14 protein-coding genes and 1 pseudogene are annotated in these 23,341 nt (G+C 44.6%); 5 read left to right on the top strand and 10 right to left on the bottom strand.

Annotation, left to right across the window (positions count from 1 at the left end):
* Positions 1–214 precede the first annotated feature (214 nt).
* Positions 215–2,829 (top strand): annotated as a pseudogene (gene alaS / locus FEF09_RS04220) (alanine--tRNA ligase).
* Between the two features lie 126 nt (positions 2,830–2,955).
* Here alaS and FEF09_RS04215 read toward each other — a convergent pair.
* Entirely contained in the window at positions 2,956–3,837 is an 882-nt protein-coding gene (locus FEF09_RS04215) for a hypothetical protein (RefSeq protein WP_146303949.1), read from the bottom strand.
* A gap of 152 nt (positions 3,838–3,989) precedes the next feature.
* On the opposite strand from FEF09_RS04215, the gene FEF09_RS04210 reads away from it, so the two are divergent.
* The gene (locus FEF09_RS04210) at positions 3,990–4,760 is read left to right on the top strand and encodes a PDZ domain-containing protein (RefSeq protein WP_186774188.1); all 771 of its coding nucleotides are present in this window, start codon (positions 3,990–3,992) and stop codon (positions 4,758–4,760) included.
* Positions 4,655–5,032 (top strand): PDZ domain-containing protein, encoded by a 378-nt coding sequence (locus FEF09_RS04205; RefSeq protein WP_146303947.1) that lies wholly within the window; start codon positions 4,655–4,657, stop codon positions 5,030–5,032. Before FEF09_RS04210 ends, FEF09_RS04205 begins: the two co-directional genes overlap by 106 nt.
* A 251-nt stretch (positions 5,033–5,283) precedes the next feature.
* Here the strand turns inward: FEF09_RS04205 and FEF09_RS04200 are convergent, their stop codons facing one another.
* Positions 5,284–6,654, bottom strand: a complete 1,371-nt coding sequence (locus tag FEF09_RS04200; RefSeq protein WP_146303946.1) for an aldehyde dehydrogenase — start codon at positions 6,652–6,654, stop codon at positions 5,284–5,286.
* 488 nt (positions 6,655–7,142) lie between these two features.
* Between FEF09_RS04200 and gatB the strand changes: the two genes are divergently transcribed.
* Positions 7,143–8,597, top strand: a complete 1,455-nt coding sequence (gene gatB / locus FEF09_RS04195) for an Asp-tRNA(Asn)/Glu-tRNA(Gln) amidotransferase subunit GatB (RefSeq protein ID WP_186774187.1) — start codon at positions 7,143–7,145, stop codon at positions 8,595–8,597.
* A 15-nt stretch (positions 8,598–8,612) separates the two neighbouring features.
* On the top strand, positions 8,613–9,758 hold the full coding sequence (locus FEF09_RS04190) for a redoxin domain-containing protein (protein WP_146303944.1): 1,146 nt from the start codon (positions 8,613–8,615) through the stop codon (positions 9,756–9,758).
* Positions 9,759–9,829: 71 nt separating this feature from the next.
* Here FEF09_RS04190 and FEF09_RS04185 read toward each other — a convergent pair whose 3' ends face one another.
* The 8 genes from FEF09_RS04185 to FEF09_RS04150 form a co-directional block, all read right to left on the bottom strand.
* Positions 9,830–11,239 (bottom strand): RagB/SusD family nutrient uptake outer membrane protein, encoded by a 1,410-nt coding sequence (locus FEF09_RS04185; protein WP_146303943.1) that lies wholly within the window; start codon positions 11,237–11,239, stop codon positions 9,830–9,832.
* A gap of 19 nt (positions 11,240–11,258) precedes the next feature.
* Positions 11,259–12,077: a hypothetical protein gene (locus FEF09_RS04180; RefSeq protein ID WP_146303942.1), complete on the bottom strand. Its 819-nt coding sequence runs from the start codon at positions 12,075–12,077 to the stop codon at positions 11,259–11,261.
* Positions 12,074–14,278: a SusC/RagA family TonB-linked outer membrane protein gene (locus tag FEF09_RS04175; protein WP_146303941.1), complete on the bottom strand. Its 2,205-nt coding sequence runs from the start codon at positions 14,276–14,278 to the stop codon at positions 12,074–12,076. Before FEF09_RS04175 ends, FEF09_RS04180 begins: the two co-directional genes overlap by 4 nt.
* A 494-nt stretch (positions 14,279–14,772) precedes the next feature.
* Complete coding sequence (locus FEF09_RS04170) at positions 14,773–16,944, bottom strand: DUF5977 domain-containing protein (protein WP_146303940.1); 2,172 nt, start codon at positions 16,942–16,944, stop codon at positions 14,773–14,775.
* A gap of 180 nt (positions 16,945–17,124) precedes the next feature.
* Positions 17,125–18,558, bottom strand: a complete 1,434-nt coding sequence (locus tag FEF09_RS04165; protein WP_222596918.1) for a RagB/SusD family nutrient uptake outer membrane protein — start codon at positions 18,556–18,558, stop codon at positions 17,125–17,127.
* Between the two features lie 18 nt (positions 18,559–18,576).
* Positions 18,577–19,629 (bottom strand): TonB-dependent receptor, encoded by a 1,053-nt coding sequence (locus FEF09_RS04160; RefSeq protein ID WP_146303939.1) that lies wholly within the window; start codon positions 19,627–19,629, stop codon positions 18,577–18,579.
* Positions 19,630–19,635: 6 nt separating this feature from the next.
* Positions 19,636–21,588: a SusC/RagA family TonB-linked outer membrane protein gene (locus FEF09_RS04155; protein WP_146303938.1), complete on the bottom strand. Its 1,953-nt coding sequence runs from the start codon at positions 21,586–21,588 to the stop codon at positions 19,636–19,638.
* A 286-nt stretch (positions 21,589–21,874) separates the two neighbouring features.
* The gene (locus FEF09_RS04150; protein WP_261387322.1) at positions 21,875–23,326 is read right to left on the bottom strand and encodes a SusD/RagB family nutrient-binding outer membrane lipoprotein; all 1,452 of its coding nucleotides are present in this window, start codon (positions 23,324–23,326) and stop codon (positions 21,875–21,877) included.
* Between the last annotated feature and the right edge of the window lie 15 nt (positions 23,327–23,341).

Below are 23,341 nucleotides of genomic sequence, written 5' to 3'. Positions count from 1 at the left end.
TATACAGATATGGATGAGAGGGGATATAGACTTTTTCAATATTTTTGCAATCCTTTCCGCAAATACGGCAAGGTGTGCAAACCTAAGGGAATTAGACTAAAAGGGCAATCTTTTGAATGTCAATTTTCTAAATACCGCTAGTTGGCTTAAAATACAAATTAAAGCCATTTAGGTGACACAAAATTAATATACATACCAATTATTTCAAATACTTATGACAGCTCCCGAGATTCGTCAGCAATTCCTGGACTTTTTTGCGTCCAAAGGCCACCATATCGTGCCTTCTGCTCCTATTGTAGTAAAAAACGATCCTACCCTGTTGTTCACAAACGCGGGTATGAACCAGTTTAAGGACTACTTTCTGGGCAATAGGGCGCCGGCCTGGAAAAGGGTGGCGGATACCCAGAAATGTCTGCGCGTAAGCGGTAAACACAATGACCTGGAGGAAGTGGGTATCGACACCTACCACCATACCATGTTCGAAATGCTGGGTAACTGGAGCTTTGGCGATTACTTCAAAAAGAAGCCATCGACTGGAGCTGGGAACTACTTACAGAAGTATATAAGTTGCCAAAAGACCGTCTTTATGTGACTGTTTTTGAGGGAGATGCAAAAGAAAATCTGGAAAAAGACCTTGAAGCATTCGAATTCTGGAAAAAGCATGTTCCAGAAGACCGCATCCTCATGGGCAACAAGAAAGATAACTTCTGGGAAATGGGTGATACCGGTCCTTGTGGTCCTTGTTCTGAGATACATGTAGACTGTCGTCCTGATAGCGAAAGAGCGCTGGTAGACGGTAAAACCCTCGTTAATGCAGACGATCCGCAGGTGATCGAGATCTGGAACAACGTATTCATGCAGTTCAACCGCCTGAAAGACCGTAGTCTGGAATCGCTCCCCGCTAAACACGTGGATACCGGTATGGGCTTCGAACGGCTGGTAAGGGTAATTCAGGGTAAGACCTCCAACTACGATACAGATGTATTCTCCGGTACGATCGAACATACCGAAAAACTGACCGGACTTAAATATGGCTGTACTGACAGCAAACAGGATGTGGCTTTCCGCGTAATTGCCGACCACATCCGTGCCATCTCCTTTGCGATTGCAGACGGTCAGCTGCCGTCCAACACAGGGGCTGGTTATGTGATCCGCCGTATCCTGCGTCGTGCAGTAAGGTATTATTTCTCCTTCCTGAACTGGAAAAAACCATTGTTGCAGGATCTGGTACCTGTACTGGCACAACAGTTTGCCAACGTATTCCCGGAACTCCTCCAACAGGTTGATTTCGTACAGAAGGTAGTATTCGAAGAAGAAAACAACTTCCTCCGTACTTTGGATAGCGGTATCCGCAGGATTGAAGATTTTATGGGCTCTGCCAAAGAGAAATCTGTGGACGGCAGAACTGCCTTCGAATTATATGACACTTACGGTTTCCCATACGACCTGACCAGCCTTATCGCAGCAGAAAACAATTTCAGCGTAGATGAGAAAGGTTTTGAGGCAGCCATGAAAGAACAAAAAGACCGTTCCCGTGCAGCTACTGAACTGGATATGGGTGACTGGACCGTGCTGAATGAAAATGCAGAATCCGTATTTGTAGGTTACGAACTGTCTGAAACAGCAACTTCTGTTGCCAAATACCGTAAGATTAAGGCAAAAGGTAAGGAGCAATACCAGCTGGTATTGTCACAGACGCCTTTCTATGCAGAAAGTGGCGGACAGGTAGGCGATACAGGTACACTGACCTTCGGCAGCGAAACCGTTCAGGTAACTGATACCAAAAAGGAAAACAACCTGATCGTTCACTTTGTAGATAAACTGCCTGCTAATATCACCACTACTGCTAAAGCAGTCATTAACCGCAGCAACAGGCTCAGTACTACCATGAACCACTCTGCTACGCACCTGCTGCACGCAGCACTGCGTCAGGTACTGGGTACACACGTAGCACAGAAAGGTTCCCTCGTAAATCCCGAGTATCTGCGTTTTGACTTCTCCCACTTTGCCAAGGTAACAGACGAAGAACTGGCACAGATCGAAGAGATTGTCAACGAAAAGATCCGTGCTAACATCCCTGTAGTAATCAAAGAACTGCCAAAGGATGAAGCCCTGAAACTGGGTGCGATGGCACTGTTTGGCGAGAAATATGGTGATGTGGTACGCGTTGTGGTGATGGATCCGGGCTATTCTGTAGAGCTGTGTGGTGGTACACACGTAGGCGCTACCGGGGAACTGGGTATCTTCAAATTCACTTCTGAAGGTGCGGTAGCAGCAGGTGTACGTCGTATTGAAGCAGTTACCGGCAGTAATGCACTGGCATTTGTCAATGCACAACTGCAACAACTAAAAGACATCAAAACAGCTTTAAAGCATCCAAAAGATATCGTAGCTGTTGTAGATAATCTGATCACCGAGAAAGCAGGTCTGGAAAAACGTGTGGAAGCACTGGAACTGGAAAAAGTGCGTCAGCTGTCTGCAGGTCTGCAGGCTGAAGTTGAAAATGTACATGGTATCAACTTCCTTGGTAAGATCGTAGATGTAAACAATGCTGAAGCGCTGAAACAACTGTGCTTTACCCTGAAGACACAGATCGATAACCATGTATTCGTGCTGGCTGCAAATATTGGCGGTAAAGCGAATGTGGCACTGATGATCTCTGACAATCTGGTTGCTGAAAAAGGACTGGAAGCACCAAAGATCATTAAGGAAAAGATCGCTCCCATTATCAAAGGTGGCGGCGGCGGACAGAAGTCCTTCGCAACTGCCGGCGGACAGGAAGCTGGTCAGCTGGAGCAGGTGATTACACAGGTGAAGTCAATGCTGTAATTATTTTTCTACTTATATAAAAGGGTCTGTTCACTACACTGTGAACAGACCCTTTTAGTTTATATTATTATCGTCTTTTTCTCAGGAAACTTTATTCTGCTGAAAGAGAATCAGACAAATGTATACTTAATGATCTTGCTTATCCGAAGAACTGGGTAATGGCTTAAATGCCGGCATATCCAAGGGTTTCAATTCAACTTTAATTTGTTCATCTATTTCATTCTTTGGCGGCCATATTTTTCCATCATATTTCACGCTATTAAATAACGAAGGCGCGTCTTTCCGACCGGAGACATTTGTTCCCATTATATCATATATATCTTCCTGCGGATACTTTTCAGTGTCAATAGATGCAGTAGTGAATACGCCCATTCGCATCGATGCTATATGCTGCTCTTTTCTCTGTGGAACCGGGTCTACCATAATTCCCAATTCGAGCATACGCTTTTTGCCCAATCGGGTGTTGTAGTCAGTCCGTGCTGACTTATCTCTTTCCCGTTCCATCTCTAATAACTCAGTCAATATTGGCTTTCGGGCATATGACCATCCCCGGGGAAACAATTTAGTATTCAGAGTTACTTTCTCAGCTATCGCCGCAGGCATAGAATCCTCTGCTACAAGCGGTGTATCAATAAGTGTACGTGCAGGTATTGTATCCACCTGTTCTGATAGTGGTGTGGACAATTCCGTCTTTGTACCTGCAGCTGCATTCGACGCAATACCTGTTGCCAGTGCGGTACTTACCAGCAATGCAGGTATAAAAGAATTAGCCCTTTCTTTTTCAAGATGTAACAGATCCCTGTTCAGCTGACTGTTGTGAAAACGTCCGCAGGTCGATTGATTATTACGTACATATTGTACGATTTCCTTATCGGTCCACGTGCTGAAATCCACAATCGTTTTTGTACAGTTATCACAAAAACGGCCTCCTTCCACAGGTATCATTTCATTCCATGATTCGCTGCAGGGTGATGCAATGTCTAACTTGAAAGCGGGCTTTTTTTTCATGGGGAGGCATGGGTTTTTCCAAATGTAATGTTAATTACAGGCACATGCGTATTGCAGCGCCCGGGTTCGTCTATTTTAACTTTTTGTTTATATACTGCCCCCCTAAATTTGTCCCTGTTAATACCACACTTACAATAAAAAATAAACAGATTATGAGCAAGCTATTGCAGACCCTTACTTTGGCAAGCATTACCTGCTTTGCTTTCAGCTCTGCTACTATCGCGCAGGATAAAAGCGGCGATAAGCTGGGAGAGTATGATGAGATCGTTATTAAACGAAACACCAATAAGGATGGGAAAGTAACCATTGAAATCAAGGATGGCAATGTTTTGGTTGACGGGGAGAAAATGGATGCTTATAAAGACGGCGATATATCTGTATACAGACGTCGCATCCGTCCTGTAGATGGGAACACTTTCAATTTCGCCATGCCTCCGGGTGGTGGCGGCATTCAGTTATTCAATGAGGATGACGATGGTGATGATGATGCCATGGCTATCAAACCGGGTAAAGCTGTATTAGGCGTATTTACAGAAAAGAAAGAAGCCGTTGGTGTAACTGTGAGAGAAGTAGCCAAGGGTACACCTGCGGAGAAAGCGGGTTTACTGGCTGGTGATGTAATCACCAAAGTGGATGCTGACAAGATCAATGAGCCTAAAGAGCTGTTTGAGAAGATCGGTGCACATGATCCCGGCGATAAAGTAACCATCACTTATTTACGCGATAAAAAGAAAATACCGCGACTGTTACGTTGGATGAAAGAAAAGGAGAAGGTACACTGGAGCTGTTCCCTCGTAATAACAGGAACTTCCGTAGTATGCCACGTGGCAGTTTTAATTTCGGAGATGGCGGCCCCGGTCAAGGTTTCCCGGGTCCGGGTTTCAATCGTGATTTCCGTGGTTTCCACGATAACAATGACGTAAAACTGGGTCTTTCTGTACAGGATACAGAAGATGGCAAAGGAGCAGTGGTATTGAGCGTAGCTCCCGGCTCCGCAGCAGAAAAGGCCGGTTTCAAAGTCAATGATATTGTTACCGATGTTGCCGGCAGTGAGATCAGCTCTACCCGCGATGTGGCAAATGCTTATCGTACAAATAAAGAGAAGGGATCTTTCTCTGCGAAAGTGAAGAGAAACGGTCAGTCAAAGACATTGGAAGTAAAAGTGCCAAAGAAATTAAATAAAGTAGATCTGTAATGATCTGTCTGTGTAAAAAACGAAAGAGCTTCAGTTTTGAAGCTCTTTTTTATGCGGTCAAATAGAAGATCTGGTACTATTTTGACGCATATATGTCGCCATACCGTCGCTTATTCGTCGCAGATTCGCCGCTAGTTCGTCGCTTGTTCGAGTGGGGTTTGAGATAACTGAAAAACTCAAGGCATTATCTTTCAGACACTTAACAGTCAAACAACACTCATATACCCTAATTATCCCATATCAAAATAACATCACTTCAGTAATCTCTTTACCAACCATAGCTTATTTCTGAAAGGGGGATATTTCATGGCAATATCAATCCAGGTGCCCGTTTTCATGATGCTCTTCGGATGGGTAAAGGTATCGAAGCTGTATTTTCCGTGATACTGTCCCATACCGCTATTGCCCACACCCCCGAAAGGCAGTTCCGGGTTGGTAAAATGGCCCAGTGTATTGTTGATGCAGGCTCCACCGAAACGCAACTGTTCTGTGATCAGTTTCTCCGTTGCTGCGCTGCGGGTGAACAGATAAAGTGAAAGTGGGTAAGGTTGTTGTCTGACTAAGCGTATGGCTTCCTCCAATGTGGTATAGCTGATGACCGGCAGAATCGGACCAAATATTTCCTCCTGCATGACCGGACTATCCCACGATACATTATCCAGCAGGGTAGGAGCCATGAAGCGCTTACTTTCATCTGTCGCTCCACCGTGGATGACAGTTCCCTGTGTGAGATATGTCTGTAATGTGTTGAGACGTTTTTGACTGATGATCCTTGCGTAATCGGGACTGTCTGCCGGTTGTTCACCAAAAAAACGGACAATCGCCTTTTTCATGGCGGCGATCAGTTCATCTTTCACCTTTGTGTGAACGAGGATATAATCCGGAGCGATACAGGTTTGTCCGGCATTCCAGAATTTCCCCCATACAATCCGCTTTGCGGCTACCTGTATATTGGCTTTTTCATCCACTATACAGGGGGATTTACCACCCAGTTCCAGTGTAACCGGTGTCAGGTGTGGCGTTGCCATTTCCATGATTCTACGTCCGATGCCCGACCCTCCTGTAAAAAACACATGATCAAACCGATGTCGCATCATGTCAGGAATAACGGTACTGCCGTCTCCTTCCAGAGTGGTGATATAGGCCGGATCAAAGGTTTCTTTTATCAATGCTGCGATAACAGCTGAGGTGTGGGGTGTCAGTTCGGAGGGTTTGACAATAGCGCAGTTCCCGCCGGCAATAGCGCCTATCAGCGGAGCTATTATCAGCTGAAAAGGATAGTTCCAGGGAGCGATGATGAAAACGAGTCCCAATGGTGCCCGATGGATCCGGCTTTTGCTGGGATACATGGTAAAAGGGCTGCTGACCCTTTCAGGGCGCATCCATTCCTTCAGGTTGCTGAGCATATGGCGTATTTCGACATATAAGGTGCCTATTTCGCTGCTATATGCTTCTACCGGATGTTTATGCAGATCGGCCTGTAAAGCCGCCAGAATATCCTTTTCCCGCTTTTTAACAGCGGTTTTCAGCAAACGGAGCTGCTGTCTGCGGAATTTATATGACAGAGTTTTACCTGATTCAAAAAAGGCCTGTTGTACGTTATAGATCTCCTGGGTATTCATATACCCTGAAAGGTACTGAAAATGCCTCAGCTGCCATGGCTGACACGTCACATCCGTACAGCTACGGCAGAATACAGGTTAAATGCTGGTGTATGCGGATAATGTATTAAGTCCAGATATGGCAATTTAAACAGCTAGTGCGGCGACAGTATATAGGTCAATGGAGGAGTACAGAATAATTTGTAATAGTAAAAAATGAAAATATGACTGTGAAATGAGTATCAGATAAGACAGAATATAGGTTGAATGGTTCTGTGGTACAAGAATACTAAAATTTTGTTAAATTCCAAGAAGATTAACAGAATTCCCTCGTCCGACCGGTCATCCTTTTGATCCTGATGAGTAGTCCGTTCAGAAAAAATCTCACCGAAGCCTTGTCCGGCAAAGCTTTAGTCATATTTCTCCCTTCCGGCTGCGGGCTACAGATCAATCTGTACTACCTTTCTACCCTTCATTGTATATATTTGTGCTACTAGCAGAAGATTATCATGAGCGCAGCCATCGATTCAGACAAATATGAAGTAGTTATCGGCCTTGAAGTACATGCCCAGCTACTGACAGAAAGTAAATTATTTTGTGGAGACAGTGCAGCTTTCGGGGGCGCTCCCAATACCCATATCAGCCCGATCACACTGGGCCATCCGGGTACCCTTCCAAAATTGAACCGTAAAGCGGTGGAATATGCCATTCGCCTTGGTCTGGCCTGCGGCAGCAGGATTGAAAGGGAAAATTACTTTGCCCGTAAGAACTATTTCTATCCGGACCTTCCGAAAGGTTACCAGATATCTCAGCACACGGCTCCCATCTGTGATGGCGGTATTGTTGCTATTCCCGTGGCCGGTGGTCAGCGGGATATTCAGCTGAACCGTATTCACCTCGAAGAAGATGCCGGCAAGTCTATGCACGATCAGGATCCATCCTTTACCATGGTGGATTATAACCGTGCAGGGGTTCCGCTGGTAGAGATCGTGACCGAACCGGCGCTGCATAGCAGTGATGAAGTATATTCCTTCCTGACGACCCTGCGCAGACTTGTACGCTGGCTGGACGTTTGTGATGGCAACATGGAAGAAGGCAGTATGCGCTGCGATGCCAACATCTCCATCCGTCTGAAAGGAGCCACCAAACTGGGTACAAAAGTCGAAGTAAAAAACCTGAACTCTATCCGTAACGTAAAACGTGCGGTAGAGGGTGAAATAAAACGCCAGATCTCCATCGTGGAAGAAGGCGGCACCATTCTGCAGGAAACCAGAAGCTTTGATGCCGGTAACGGTACTTCCTTCTCTCTGCGTTCAAAAGAAGAAGCGAATGATTATCGCTACTTCCCTGAACCAGACCTTGCGCCATTCCATCTGACTGACGACTATCTGGATCAGTTGTTAAAGGCCTTACCTGAATTGCCGGAGGCAATGGTGGAGCGTTATGTCAGCCAGTATGGGCTGCCTGATTATGACGCACGTGTATTGTGTGACGATAAAGCGACGGCTGATTATTATGAGCAGGTAGTGGCTGTTATTCCAAAGCACAAAGCAGTAGCCAACTGGCTTTTAGGTCCGGTAAAATCTACCCTCAACGAGCAAAATGCAGCTATCAGCGATTTCGCGCTGTCACCAGAGGCATTGGCAGGTCTGATACAACTGGTGGAAGACGGAAAGGTGAGCTTTTCTATTGCTTCTTCCCGCATCTTCCCTGAGCTGCTGCAAAATACCGCAGAAAAACCACTGGATATAGCGACAAGACTGAACCTCTTACAGGATAACAATGCCGGCAGCATAGCGCCGATCATTGATGAAGTACTGGCAAAATATCCGGATAAAGTGGCGGAATTCCGTAAAGGAAAAAAAGGTCTGATGGCGCTCTTTGTCGGAGAAGTGATGAAACTCTCCAAAGGCAAGGCAGATCCTAAACTGACCAACCAATTACTTGCTGAAAAACTGAAATAATTATAACTGAAGAATATGAAGAAACTTGCTTTATGGGCAGCAACCGGGTTATTTCTGGCCAGCTGTTCACAACAAACAGAGAAAGGCGATTTTACAATCAACGCACATATAGACAATGCTCCTTTAGGTACCATTTATCTGGAAGAGCTGACTACGGAAGAAGTAAAAGTGGTGGATACTGCGGTTATCAAAGACGCCAGCGGAAAATTCACGCTGAAAGGCATGTTGCCTGAGCAGGCATTATACCGTATCCGTTTTGGAGAAACAAACCGTCTGATTCCATTAGGTCTGGATGCCGGTACAATGAGTATCACCGGTGACTTCAATCATCTGGATCAGCTGAAGATCGAAAACTCTGAAGCAACTGTAGAAATTCAGCAACTGCTGAACGAAGCCAGTTCAAAAGATCAGGCACTTTCTGCTGAAGTGAATGCACTTGACAGTCTGCATCAGCTGAAAACACCGGATAGCTTATTGCAACCAAGAGTGGCTGCTTTTCAGGCTAAACAGGAAGACTTCAAAAAGTTCCTCATTAAATCAGCTACCGAAACAAAGTCTCCGGCTGTTGCCGCATTTGCGATGAGCATTGCTGGTCCGCAGGTACTGCTGGAAGATCCTAAAACAGTTGAAGAGATTAAAAAGCATTTTCCTGAGAATACACTGATCGTAAGCTTTGCCAATAAACTGAAACAAGGCACACAACAGGCAGAAGAAACCGGAGAAGAAGCAAACATGTCTACTGTAAAAGTAGGGCAGGCAGCGCCGGATTTCACACTTCCTGATCCGTCAGGAAAACCTGTTAGTCTCAGTTCTTTCAAAGGCAAATACGTACTTGTTGATTTCTGGGCCAGCTGGTGTAAACCATGCCGTATGGAAAACCCTAACGTTGTATTGGCTTACAATAAATTTAAAGGTAAAAACTTCACCGTGTTGGGTGTATCACTCGACAAAACAAAGGGTAAATGGGAAGAAGCGATTCAGGCAGACGGTCTGACATGGACACATGTAAGCGATCTGAAGTTCTGGGATTCGCAGGTAGTACCTTTATACGGCATTAATTCCATCCCTTCCAACATGTTGCTCGACCCGCAGGGTAAAGTCCTCGCAATCGGCCTCAGAGGCCCTGAGCTGGAGTCAAAACTGCAGGAAGTATTACAGTAATATCAACTCCTGATCAATAAAAAGCGTCCGCCATACGGCAGACGCTTTTTTTATTTACTGGTTGACCACGACTACTTTTTATAACCGGGATTCTGTTCGATATTCAAATTCACATCAATCTCACGTTGTGGTATCGGGAATATCGCGGTAGGTGAATTTGCTTCAATGGTACATCTTGGTGTATTCAGTTGCGCCGGATTGTTACAGGTAGTGCGAACAATGCTCAGCTTATTACGCAGGAGGTCAAAGTAACGGTGACCTTCAAACATAAACTCCACGCGTTTCTCTTTCAAAACGGCGGGCAGTACGTTCGCATCAGGCACATTTTCCAATGCCGGCAAATTACGGTGTGCACGGATTTCATTGACATCTGCCAGTGCTAAGGCATAATTACCTGACTTAGCATATGCTTCTGCACGGATCAGGTATAGCTCGGAAATGCGCAGCACTTTGATACTATACAGACCAGATATCCCATCCTGACCGGTGAACTTATTATTCTGGAATTCAGAAGGGCTGCCACTGAATTCAGATACAAATACATTTCTGGCATCGTTTGCTTCCAATACATTTTTCAGGTCGGGAGATACTCTTATATCTCCATAACCGGGCTTCAGATAAATACGGCCAAGGTTATCGGAGCCTAAAGTTTCGGTGCTGAGCACTCTTACCGTAAAGATATCTTCGGAAGTACCCGGTGTATTGTAAAAGTTGGCCAGAGTACTTGCAGGAGTAATACTATAGCCTGCATTGATCACTTCAGTAGCAGCAGTGATAGCAGCTGCATCATCTCCTTTATACAGTTGTACTCTTGCAAGCAAAGCAGCAGCGGCGTAGGCGTTCGCGTTATAAACTGTACTCCTGTTTTTGGGGAGCAAATCTTTTGCAGCAGTAAGGTCAGCAATGATCTGTTTATAGACTTCATCAACGGTATTTCTTTTCGGTGAACCCACTTCAAATTTTGTGATCAATGGTACACCTAATGTAGCACCTCCTCCGACAGCATAGGGCGTTGAAAATACCCGCAACAGATCAAAATGTCCAAGTGCTCTTACAAATAACGCCTGACCAAGTGCGTTGTTTTTTTCTGCTGCTGTTCCATCTTCCAACAGAGGCACACTGTTGATGATATTATTTGCACGCAGAATAACGGCATATACTCTATTCCAGACACCCGTTACATCAACATCGGCCACCAGCCAGCTTAAACGCCAGCTTGAGAGAAAACGGTTACTGTTATTGAAGGAGAGGTATACGTTATCAGCAGCGATTTCTGGTATTACCAGATAGTTTCTGCCATAGTATTCTGTTACTTTTAATCCTTCATACATACCATTTACAGCAGCATTGACACCTTGCATTGTTTTCAGTGCATCTCCGGTTGGTAATTTATCTGCAGGATAAAGGTCCAGTTCCTTTTTACAGCCCTGATTGATAACAAGCAGCACTGCCATTAATATCGGGAAGAATAATTGTTTCATAGCTTATCAGTTAGCAGAATTAGAAGTTAATGTTTGCTCCAAATGTGATACTCTTTGAAGGCGGATATCTGAAGAATTCCATTGCATTGATATCCTGCTCAGGATCCCATCCTGTGTAGCTGGTCCATGTAGCAAGATTGGCTGCCTGTGCATAGAGTTTTACACTGGTGAATTTTGCTGCTCTGACCCATTTTGCCGGCAGACTATAACTCAGGTTGATATTTCTGAGACGAAGGAAAGATCCATTTTCCAGATAGCGTGTTGACAAGGCAGAGTTGGCATTTTTATTTCCACCCGGAACAGGCTTTGGTCTGTCTGCAATATCACCCGGTTTGCGCCAGTAATTCTCTGCTGTCAGTTTATCATATCCATATCCGAAATAGGCGCCGTCAGCATCTCCCAGTATCCTTGTTCTGTTAAGGATCTTATTACCTGTTACTGCATAGAAGAATACAGACAAGCCTATGCCTTTATATTGAAAAGTATTGGTAAGTCCACCTGTAAATTTAGGCTGACTATTGCCTACAATTCTTCTTTCTGCGAGGTTGATATTATTAGTTGTTTTTCCGTCGGCGGTATACCATAACGGATCTCCATTTTCAGGATCTACACCTGCCCATTCATTCAGGTACCAGCTTTGTACAGGTTGTCCGACTCTATGTAACTGTGTACTGTTTGATCCGGCTACATCACGGCCCATGAACAGGGATGTGATTTTATTTCTGTTCATACCGATATTGAGTTCTGTACTCCAGCTGAAACCACCTTTATCATCAATATTTTTAGAAGAGATTAATGCTTCAATACCTTTATTTTCCAATGAGCCGATGTTAGTCATCTGAGAGGTAAACCACTGGTAGATGATACCGGTGTGTTGAGCAGCAAACCATCTGTTTTACGTTTATATACATCTATCGTTGCTGTGATGGCGCCTTTCAGCAATGCCAGATCCAGACCGATATTGAAGGATTTATTTTTCTCCCATGTAAGATCGACATTACCGATTGTATTCGGTGCATTACCCGGTGCACCGTTGTAGGCTGTTCCATAATCATACAATGCACGGGCTACGAAGTTGTCAATTGTACCGAAATCAGCATTCCCTGTCTGGCCGTAACTGAAGCGTAATTTCATATCAGAAAACACGTCCTGTGATTTCAGGAATTCTTCTTCGATCAGGCGCCATGAGGCACCTACTGAGAAGAATGTGCCGTAGCGGGTATTGACACCAAAACGAGAAGAACCATCTGTTCTGAAACCAAGGCTCAGGTTATATTTTTGTCTGAAGGAATAATTCAACTGTCCCATATAAGAAAGGAACGTATATTCTGTAGCGTTACCACCTACTGATTGAGGTGTAGCAGTAATATCAAGTACTTTTAATTGACTACCGATGATACCAATACCTTCTGCACTGAAGGATCTTGATTTAAAGCGGTTGTATTCTGTCAATGCGAGATAATCCAGCTGATGTTCTTCTCCGATATTGAAATTACCACTCAATGAAAACTGATTGGTCACTGTAGAAACCTTTACATTCTGGTTGTATACGCTGCCGCTTTTCAAAGGATCAGCGGCGTTATAGCCATCACCGGTAGTGGGATCATAGAACAGATTAGCTTCTGTATTGACCATATCGAGGTTCACCCGTTCCTGTATTTTCAGCCAATCGAATATGCGATAGGAGACAGTGGCGCCGCCGAGGCCGCGGAAGTTGGACAGCTTTTTATCATTTCTGTAAACGGAGTAAAGAAAGTTATCACCGCTGGCGGCATTGAAATCAGATTCGAGGCCGGTATACAGGGAGCCATCTTCTTTATAGGGACGCTGGAAGGGAGATACAAAGTATGCGCCCAGCAGGGGGCTTGCATAATAGTTACCACCCATGGCGCTGCTGGCATCACCCTGAGAAAGATTGAGGTTCATGGCAATATCCAGTCTGTCGTTTACTTTCTGCGATACATTTGAAATGACAGTATATCGTTTCAGACCAGAGTTAATCAATGTTCCTTCCTGATCATTATAACCAGCAGAAATGTACAATTTCGTTTTCTCGTTACCACCGGAGGCAGAGATACCATAGTCCTGCATTTTAGCGGTACGGAAGCCTGCGTCACGCCAGTTAAAACCTGTTGCCAGTAATGATGCTGGAAACTCTGCATCAATTTCAGCCGGTGTAAAATCATTTAATGCCAGTACGTCGCGATTGTATGCGTAGCTCTGTTCAGGCGTCAGCAATGAGGATTTACCGAAACTAGGTTTTGATGAGCCGTATTGTGCACGGGCGCCGAAGGTGGTCACACCGGCTTTTCCTTTTTTGGTGTTAATAACGATCACACCGTTGGCGCCTCTTGAACCATACATGGCTGTTGCTGCTGCATCTTTCAGGATGTTGATGCTTTCAACATCGTTAGGGTTCAGGTTAGCGAGGAGGTCATTGGATTGCAGAGCAAGGTTACCGCTATTATTCACATCACGGCCATCTACAATGATTCCGTCGATTACGTACAGGGGAGCAGCACTGGCACTGATGGAGCCAACACCGCGGATGCGTACGTTTTGTATGGCACCCGGCTGCCCCGAAGCGCCCCCAACAAATACACCGGCGGCTTGTCCCTGCAGGGCCTGATTGATGTCAACCAGAGGTGTGTTAGCCAGTTTTTCTGCTGTAACCTCTGCGACTGCACTTACCTTTTTCACCCTATTGGTATTTATATACCCTGTGGCAATGTACTCGGTAAGTGTATTATCAGCTATCAGTGATACATTAAGCGTATTACTGTTATCGGGCTTCACAGATTGCGGAGTGAAACCAACACTTGAAATAACAAGTGTCTGTGTGCCGGAAATATCGATGCTGAAATTTCCGCTCTGATCGGTGGCAGTTCCTTTTGTGGTCCCCTGGATCCTGACGGTTGCAAAAGGTACGGGAGCGCCGTCTTTTGAATCAGTTACTTTGCCTTTAATCGTTCGTGTTTGGGCATACGCGGTCATCCCGCTGATGGCCACGAATAGCCATAGGAGTAAAGTGTGTTTCATAAGCAATTTTGATTGATAATAAACGTCCGGATATTTACTTCATAGTTAAAGTTTAGGGTAATAAAATGCCACAGCCGTTACGTGCAGGTATGTTTGCACGTAAAGCTTACTGCCGACGGATCAACACAAGAAAAAGGCAATGTATGCTACATTTCAGGCAACAATTATCCAGCCCCCAATGTCAGGCAGCAGCGTAAACCAGGTTGTTAGTTTTTGATGTTCAATAGTACGTTTTAGTAATTCCTTTCTAAACGGCAAATGTTGGTGGGTCGGGTCTCTCCAAGGAATTCAAATTCGGATTTTAGATTTTGGCTAAGCGATGTTCACAATAAGTCGTCTACTGCAATATATGAAATTCGGAGGAATTTATCTTGTAGATTTTCATAGCGATAACATATTTTCTTTTATCCGGGTAATCAGTATGTGCTATCAATAAAAACAGCCACATCATGTTAAATGATGCGGCTGTTGCCCATAACTCTTTTTAATACTTATCAATCAATACAGGGAGTAGATTTTCTGTCTATGCCACCTGTTTGTGTGGTACCATCGCTGAACCTCCATTGAAAGTAACAGGCATTTGTACCATCTCTCAGTGGCTCGGATTTATAGTATTCTTTCACACCTGTTTCACAGACACCATTGATACATTTTTTGTTGTTGCCGGTACAGTTGGTACACAGACAGGTACCATTCTGGTTGGCCAGTAACTGAGCATATTTCTGTGCCTGTAAATTGGCATCAGGTACTGATACAGGAGAGAAGAATTTGTCTTTTGCTACCTGTACCTGTACGACAGATCCTACACCCGGTCCCTGACAATCGTTTTTCGTGTATGACTGATTAATTGCCTGATTTCCGTATAAGGTGCCACAATTCCATGGAGAAACATAATGCTGAAATACGGACCATGCACCGGGAATCGCATTATTCTTTGTGAATAAATTAAAATATGGACACCAGCTGTTGATATTTGGCTGGAAGGCGTTGTACATCTGTTTGATGGTAGTGCCTGACGCTACATCAAAAGCTTCATCAGCAAGCGGATTGAAGCCATCCATCAGGTCGTGGTACATGCCATAAGGCATCCACTTATATGCGAAAAAGTATTCTTCTGATTCTATCAGATCTGACATCAAAGCGAAGCCACTACCTTTTTCTGTATTTGTCCTTCTTGTACTACCGGAAGGATATCTGCGAAGAGCAAAATTATGTCCGATAAACTCGGCCCATGATTCTGACATACCGATATAGTTAGTGCCGACTTCATAGTCGCCTTTACCATATGGATTTCCGGTTGCTTCTGTCAGATTCATCGTTATCAGCATCATTTCAGTGTACCATGTATTACTTACCTGTCGCGAGAAAGAGGCATGCCCCAATTCATGGAATACGGTCTGCGTCAGCCTTGTTTCATAATATGAAGGCGTATGCGTAGCTGACACCTTTATTGTCATGTCGGGGAGGGCACTTGTCAATACATTGAATAAACCGGGAGCGGAGGTGCTGAGATTCACATTTGCGCCGAACAGTTTATTCAGGTAAGATTCAACAAACACACCGGCAAAGTTGATATGTCCCAGCATTGGCGTACTGGCATTTCCAAAGTCACTATCGGTATTATCCCAGTGCGCATAAACAACCATTTTATCCGGCGCAGGGTTGATGCCCTCCTGTTTAAAATAAATGTCGCTGAAATAGTACGCGTTCAGGATCTGGCCCCAGAATTTTTGTTGTGAATGATCTCGGAAAACGAAATCTTTTCCACTTCCCATATCACAGGCGGACACCCAGCCATAAATGTTGTTAGAGCCAGTTACAAATTGCGTAAGGATACGCAACCAGTTGCCCAGCCATGTGCCCTGCGTAGCGATAGGGCGGACGTTCACGCGGGAATTCCTCGCTTCCGTACCCATAATACTTCCCAGCACAAAAGAGCGATTGATCTGATAAAAACCGTTAGCATCGGTGTATGCAGATACGGGTATACCAAATGATATCGCCCATACTTTCATGCCGCGTACCGGCTCTTCGCGTCCAAGCATGTTATCCATATAACGGACATAACCACGGGGCTTTTTACCGGGGCAGAATCCTAACAATCTGGCATCAAATCCGGCCTGTTGTAACGCTACCTGTTGTAAGGTGGTGCTGGAATCAGGCGGCAATACGATCGTATCCAGCCTTGTAAAGCCCAGATTAGACATTGCCTGCAGTTTTGTCAAGACGGTATCTTCTATGGGCGCCATACCGTAAAGGAAGCCGTCTTTCAATGCTTCTATAGCAGCAGCATCTATTCCTTCATTATCATACACTGCACCGTCACCAAAAGGGAAGTCCAGCAGCATACAAGTGGTGTCACCCTCCAGATATTTAAACTGACCGCTACTGAAATTTGCGGGGTTCAATTTGAAATAAACGTAGGTAGGGTAAGAAGATACCGCCTGCACAGCCATTCTGGCTGATGTACCTGACCGGGCAGCAATTGTATCCTGTGCCCGGATAATGTTGCGTAAGGAGAATGGGTTGGTTTTAGTACCGGTACTGATCTGTTTAGGAACTGGTTTTACCTCTGCCTCTGGTGAAAGATTTCTCTTACAGCCCCATGACAACAATAAAATAAAAATGGAGAAAATAACCGTCGGGTTAAACACACTTCTCTTCATAAAAAGGGTTAAAAACTAAAAAATAGGATTAGGGAAACTTAAGGGTTATGGGCTAACGTATTTAAGTATTCTGTTGCGGTGAAGTTACGACAAGTTCCGCATGTTACATCATCGCATAAAAAAAGCATTAAATGTTTTTATTCACATTTAATGCTTTCCTTTCAGGTATATAAAATCAGTTTAGTAACCCGGATTCTGTTGTCCTTTTAAGGCCGGACTAACATCGATCTCACGTTGAGGAACAGGCAGTATTACTTTATCTGCACCTGCTTTCTTCTCAGGGTCATTATCACGTAGTGCGAGACCTCTTCTGAGGATATCCATTCTGCGATGTCCTTCAAAACAAAGTTCTTTTCTTCTTTCGTTCAGGATGGCTGTAATAAACGCATCTGTGGTAGCGAAAGTATTGATATCCCATTCTGTGAGTCCTGCGCGTCTTCTTAATGCATTCATCAGTTCGATAGATTCCTGATTAATACCATTTTGTGATACCAGTGCTTCGGCTCTGTTGAGGTACATTTCGGTGACTCTGATGAGGGGAGCGTTGTCTTTGAAAGTGCCAATGTTAGGGAACTTCAAAGTAAATCGTCTTTTCTCATTGTTTCCGGCATTTCCTTCATCACTTGCAAGAAAACGTTTATCGTTTGCCTCTTCCGAAAATGCTGTGATCAGTGACGCTGTAAACGGACAGGCACCTGATGCTGACGTACTTGCTGTAGGGCGATAGTAATACGCCCAACCAAGACCGCCACCCGGTGGATCTGTATCTGTATTCTGAATGGAAAATACATCTTCCATGGTATTACCATCATAGAAGCTATAGTCACCTGCTAATTTGTAGTAAGGTGATTCCAGAACGCTGTCTGCATATTGCGCTGCTTTATCCCACTGCTCACGATAGAGATATAATCTGGACAACAATGCAAATGCAGCTCCTTTTGTAGCTCTGCCTCTGGCCAACGCCGCATCACTAAAAGTTGCGGAGAGATCAGGGATAGCGTCCAGCAGATCTTTTTCTATCTGAGCATGTGCGGCATTTACTGTTCCTCTTTCAGGGTAAGTAATGTTACCATCAAAAGCAGCGGTAACAATCGGGATACCGGGACGTGCACCTTTATCTACCTGATAAGGCTGGGAGAAGAGGTTAAGCAGCTGGAAATACAGGATGGATCTCATGAATTTTCCTTCTGCCACATACATCTTACGGTCTGTTGCTGAAAATGTCGGGTCCTGCACCAATGGTACTTTCTCCACAACCATATTCGCCCCCATTATCGCGTCATAATGTATACGCCACATTTCACTTACAATGGAGCTTGCTGGTGTAGCGGTAAAAGTATTGATTTCACTGAGGCCTGCAACTGATCCATAATAATTGGCATTATCTGCCATATAATCAGCTATAATCTGCGGTTGAGCCCCGAATACCTCCGGACGTTGAGAGCGGCTGTATACGCCGTATAATGCGCTTAAAGAGGTAGCTCCTGACGTAAATACATCGTCGGAAGGGATAGCCTGCTCAGGATCCTGCTGAAGGTCCTTACTGCAGGAAAACATGCTGGTACAGGTAACACCCACCAGTAGCCATATCCATATCTTATTTTTCCGGTTCATGTTGGCTGTTTTCATTTTTTAAAATACCACGTTTGCTCCTACAGTGATTGATTTAGGTTGAGGCAGCGAGTAGTAAGACTCTCCGGCCACCTGTGCATTGGTGCCATATTGAGACACTTCAGGATCAGCACCACGGAAATTCTTATCCTTCACTGTCCAGAGGTTCTGGCCCATCACATACAGATGGACGCCACTCAGTACATGTGTACTGTTCAACAGCTTAGCCGGTACATTGTAACCCAGACTGAGTGTTTTCAGACGAAGGAAAGAACCATTGAAAAGCTGTGCGTTGGATAACTGCGCAAAGCTGTTACCATTTTTCCATGAAGCACTGGTCGCAGCTGGTGCAAATGCATGATCGCCGGGTTTCTGCCAGTAGTTCAGCAAATCTTTACTCAGGTTGGTTGCTGTACTTTTATTCACATTATCCAGTTCTTTGAATTCATTCAGCAATACTTTATTGCCATAAGAGAAATAGAAATTAACTCCAAGATCAAAGTTTTTGTAGCGAACGGTATTATTGAATCCTCCTGTCCATTTTGGTAATGCACTACCTGCAACAACCTGATCTCTGGCAGTAGGAGTGCTGGTAGTTTTTCCATCTTTTGCATACCACTCAGGATCGCCAGTTTCAGGATTGATACCCTTATATCTCAACAGATAAAAAGTATTCAATGTGTAGCCTTGTAATACACGCTGGTTATTATTAGAACTCAGAATATAATTTCGACCCTCATCATCTCTGTTATCAGCAGGTAGAGATAATACCTTATTCTTTACCAATCCCAGGTTTAAGGAAGTGGTCCACTGCAGATCTTTCGTTTTTACTGGTATACCAGTAATCTGCAGGTCAATTCCTCTGTTACGCATTTCTCCCGCGTTTTTGGTCGCAAAACCAAAACCTGTAGTAGAAGGAACTACTACATACAACAACAGATTTTTTGAATGCTTGCTATAGTAATCAAATGAAAACTGGAGTCTGTTATCCAAAACATTCACGGCAAGTCCCAGATCCATCTGACGGCTTTCTTCCCAGCTCAGATCAGGGTTTTTGATCTGAGTAGGTCTCAAACCGGGCTATCCTGCATAACCAGCATCGGTACCAGAGGTGTACAATCCCATATAGTCGTAATATCCTATACGATCGTTACCAGTTACACCATAACTGGCGGTCAGTTTCATATAGTCGATGAAGCGCAGATTACGGATGAATTTTTCCTCGGACATGATCCAACCTCCCGACAAAGCCCAGAAGTTACCATAGCGTTTTTCTGCATCAAAGCGGGATGAACCATCGCGACGTAAAGACCCTTCAATAAGATATTTATCTTTAAAACGATAATTAGCACGGAAAATATAAGATTCCAATCCCCACGCTTTGCCGGTAGCAGAACCAGTATTGGTTGCAGCAGATCCCACATTAAGGAACTGGTCGCTGGTAAAGCCGGTACCTGTTACTTTGATATCATCATATCTGGCAGTTTCATAGCTGTATGCAGCTAACAAGCTAACCTGATGAACATCTGCGAAACGTTTATCGAAGTTAATACTATTGGTAGTAAGCCATTTATAGTCTTGCCATAATGCACGTCCTGCTGTACCCAGGGTTGCCGGATTTGTTCCGGTTGACAGTTTAGACGATCTACGGTATCGTTCTTCCGTCTCGAGCAAATCCATACCCCAATCTGTTTTTAACCAGAGGTAATCAGTAATGTTAATTTTCGCATATGCATTACCGGTATTACGACGGGTATAATATTTATTGGTGCTCAGATAAACGTTGGCTAAAGTATTAGTGGTTGGATTAGCATATTGCCCATTATTAGTGTAAGCAGGAGTGACTGGCGTATTGAGCAGACCTCTTGTGTAAGGTGCCTGAGCACCACTTTCAATATTTATGCGGTCCATATTTGTATAGGCCGTATTGAAGTTGACACCTAATGATAAGTATCGATTGGCCGTATGTTCCAGATTAATCCTGCCAGACAGTTTCTGCAGATTGTTTCCTATTACAAAACTTTCATCTTTGGCATAATTACCACCTATATAGAAACGGGTCTTTTCGTTGCCGCCACTGGCCGACAATCCATAATTGCTGTTACGGCCAGTTCTGCTAACCAATGAAGGCCAATCGGTAAACGACGCCGGAGCCGTAATCGGTGATTCACCTATAGCTTTGGTAATATAGTTATTAAAGAAGTTGACGTATTCATCACCATTCATTACATCTACCTTATTAGTAGGGCTTACCCAACCGGTTGCATAGTCCAGTTTAACCTGTGTCTTTTGTCTGTAACCGCCCTTTTTGGTAGCGATCAGTATCACACCATTAGAACCTCTGGATCCATAGATAGCAGCAGCTGCAGCATCTTTCAATACAGTAATCGATTCTATATCATCAGGGTTTATTTCCAGCAGTGGGTTCAATGCGGCACCGCCACCGTAGGCTGTGTTATAGGTTCCATCATTTAAGGGTACCCCATCCACAATGAACAGTGGTTGTGTACCAGCGGTAATAGAAGCCGTTCCTCTCACACGGAGGAGGGAAGCATTACCCAGCAGACCGGAAGAATTGGTCATGCTGACACCTGCCACTTGTCCCTGCAACAATTGCTGCGGGGTAACAGCCGGTACGTTTGAAAAATCAGCAGCTTTTACCACTGATACGGCTTGTGTGGTGTATTGCTGGGATTGTTCTCCATATCCGACTACGACTACTTCTGATAGTCTGGAGGTTGCGGATTCCAGTTTTATGTCAAGCCGGGTCATATCCGGTCCGACTTTCACCTGCCGGGACAGGTATCCGACCATAGAGAATTGCAGCTCGGGTGTTCCACCGACGCTCATAGAATAGGATCCATCAGGATTGGTGGCGACGCGATAGGTAGAGCCCTTCAGATGGATAGTAACACCGGGCAGAGGCGTACCGCTGCTGTCGGCAGTAACAGTGCCTGTAAGTGTTCTCATCTGCGCGAATGCTGGCAGCACAGAAATTAATGAAAACAGATACAGGAATACTCCTTTTTTCATCAAACAGATTTTTAATTAATGCAGGAAGTCAGGCATTGTGATATATAGTACCAAGATTGAGATCGCACTTGTGGTGAAATGCGATGATTTGTCCCCCGTGTCTTTTATTATTTTGATCGTCACACAGTCAAAAAAGCAACACAAGATATAAAAATTCTTACAAAGATGTCGGGTTATGTGGTTTAACAGCTAATTGGCCGGGCGGGGTATTTGGGTCTGTCAGGGCACAAAAAAGGGGCTCGTTTTACAACGGGCCCCTTTCCGGTATATACTTATACGTTATTGCTTATTTGTCCCACCAAACTTTATCGGTAACAACTTTAGCACCTGGGAAGTTAGGGTTCCTGGTCAGCTCAGTGTTAGGATAGAGGAAACGTGCAGGGAATTGACCAACAGGCAGTGAAGACTCTACTGAACGAACGAAGAAGTCAGGATAACCTGTACGACGCCATTCGCTCCATGCTTCAAAGCCCTGGTTACCGTTCATTGCGAAGTATTTCTGGGTGATGATCGCTTTCAGCTGTGCTGCAAGTCCGGTAGCCGGGAATGCTGCAACAGCAGTAGTGATATAAGTACCTGGTGTTACATTGTAAGCTGCGAAGCTTGCAGTGATACCATCTTCGTACAGACCTCTTGCATCGCCAGCCAGCCAGCCGCGTGCAGCAGCTTCAGCCTGCAGGAAATAGCTTTCAGCAGCAGAGATGAACTTAACCGGCGCCAGTGCAGAAGCAGCGCTTCTTGGAGCAGCACCTGTGTTAGGTGATGGCAGTGACAGTGGGTAAGCCGCAGATGGAGGCGTATTAAAGTCACCCTGAGGAATAGGGTTTACGGTAGTAGTACCAGCAGCATTCTGATAGAAAGCCAATAAACGAGGATCGTTCATTGCTTTCATCTGATTAACAGCAGTTTCGCTGGCTACCAGGTTCTGGGTACGACCCAGACCAACCATTTCAGCATACAGTGGGTTCTGGTTACCACCAGTTGATGAATACTTAATTGATGCATCTTCTGTCAGGAAAGTAGCTCCTGCCAGTGTAGCAATACCTGCCTGTGCTTTAGTTGGATTAACCTCAGACAGACGAAGATATGCACGCAGCTTCAGGGTATTACCAAAAGCCTCCCATTTATCCATATCGCCCTGGAAGATCATGTCTTCATCACCAGGTACATATTCAGAACCAGCATCAATCAGAGATATACCTCTGTTGATCAGTGCAAAAATGCTATCATACACAACTTCCTGAGCATCATAGTGAGGGTTCAGGTTCAGTTGTTCACCTTGTAATGCATCCTTCATCGGAATATCACCAAAGGCATCAGTTAGCATCTGCAGTTCATATGCTTTCAGGATCATGGAGATAGCAGCATATTGTTTAACCGGCTCAGCATTCGCCTGATTGATAATCAGCTGCAGATCTTCCATACCATCTGCATATAATAACTGCCATGGTCTGTCAAAGTTTGACCCCTGTAACAGGAATTGATCTATGCTTTTGTACTGTGAGGAGCTTCTGTTCTGCGTCCAGTACTGACTCCACATGCTACCATATACCTGGTAGGTGTTACCCAACACGATACCAATCGCAGCCTGCGCAGAAGGCAGGATCAGAGAAGGTAAAGCTTCTGTGGTCTGATTCGGGTTATCGTTGACGTCCAGGAATTTGCTACATCCTGCTAAGGTGATAGACAACGCAGTTAATACGCCTGCAGCCGCCTTAAATATATGTTTCTTCATCATTGTTTTTACACTTTA

This window comes from Chitinophaga pinensis (assembly GCF_007896845.1).
In the GTDB taxonomy this organism is placed as follows: Bacteria; Bacteroidota; Bacteroidia; order Chitinophagales; family Chitinophagaceae; genus Chitinophaga; species Chitinophaga pinensis_C.
This window is presented reverse-complemented; position numbering and strand designations above follow the sequence as displayed.

Coding starts and splice junctions, on each gene's coding strand:
- FEF09_RS04215 (WP_146303949.1), bottom strand. CDS start 3,837: ATGAAAAAAAAGCCCGCTTTCAAGTTAGACATTGCATCACCCTGCAGC.
- FEF09_RS04210 (WP_186774188.1), top strand. CDS start 3,990: ATGAGCAAGCTATTGCAGACCCTTACTTTGGCAAGCATTACCTGCTTT.
- FEF09_RS04205 (WP_146303947.1), top strand. CDS start 4,655: ATGCCACGTGGCAGTTTTAATTTCGGAGATGGCGGCCCCGGTCAAGGT.
- FEF09_RS04200 (WP_146303946.1), bottom strand. CDS start 6,654: ATGAATACCCAGGAGATCTATAACGTACAACAGGCCTTTTTTGAATCA.
- gatB (WP_186774187.1), top strand. CDS start 7,143: ATGAGCGCAGCCATCGATTCAGACAAATATGAAGTAGTTATCGGCCTT.
- FEF09_RS04190 (WP_146303944.1), top strand. CDS start 8,613: ATGAAGAAACTTGCTTTATGGGCAGCAACCGGGTTATTTCTGGCCAGC.
- FEF09_RS04185 (WP_146303943.1), bottom strand. CDS start 11,239: ATGAAACAATTATTCTTCCCGATATTAATGGCAGTGCTGCTTGTTATC.
- FEF09_RS04180 (WP_146303942.1), bottom strand. CDS start 12,077: ATGACTAACATCGGCTCATTGGAAAATAAAGGTATTGAAGCATTAATC.
- FEF09_RS04175 (WP_146303941.1), bottom strand. CDS start 14,278: ATGAAACACACTTTACTCCTATGGCTATTCGTGGCCATCAGCGGGATG.
- FEF09_RS04170 (WP_146303940.1), bottom strand. CDS start 16,944: ATGAAGAGAAGTGTGTTTAACCCGACGGTTATTTTCTCCATTTTTATT.
- FEF09_RS04165 (WP_222596918.1), bottom strand. CDS start 18,558: ATGAACCGGAAAAATAAGATATGGATATGGCTACTGGTGGGTGTTACC.
- FEF09_RS04155 (WP_146303938.1), bottom strand. CDS start 21,588: ATGAAAAAAGGAGTATTCCTGTATCTGTTTTCATTAATTTCTGTGCTG.
- FEF09_RS04150 (WP_261387322.1), bottom strand. CDS start 23,326: ATGATGAAGAAACATATATTTAAGGCGGCTGCAGGCGTATTAACTGCG.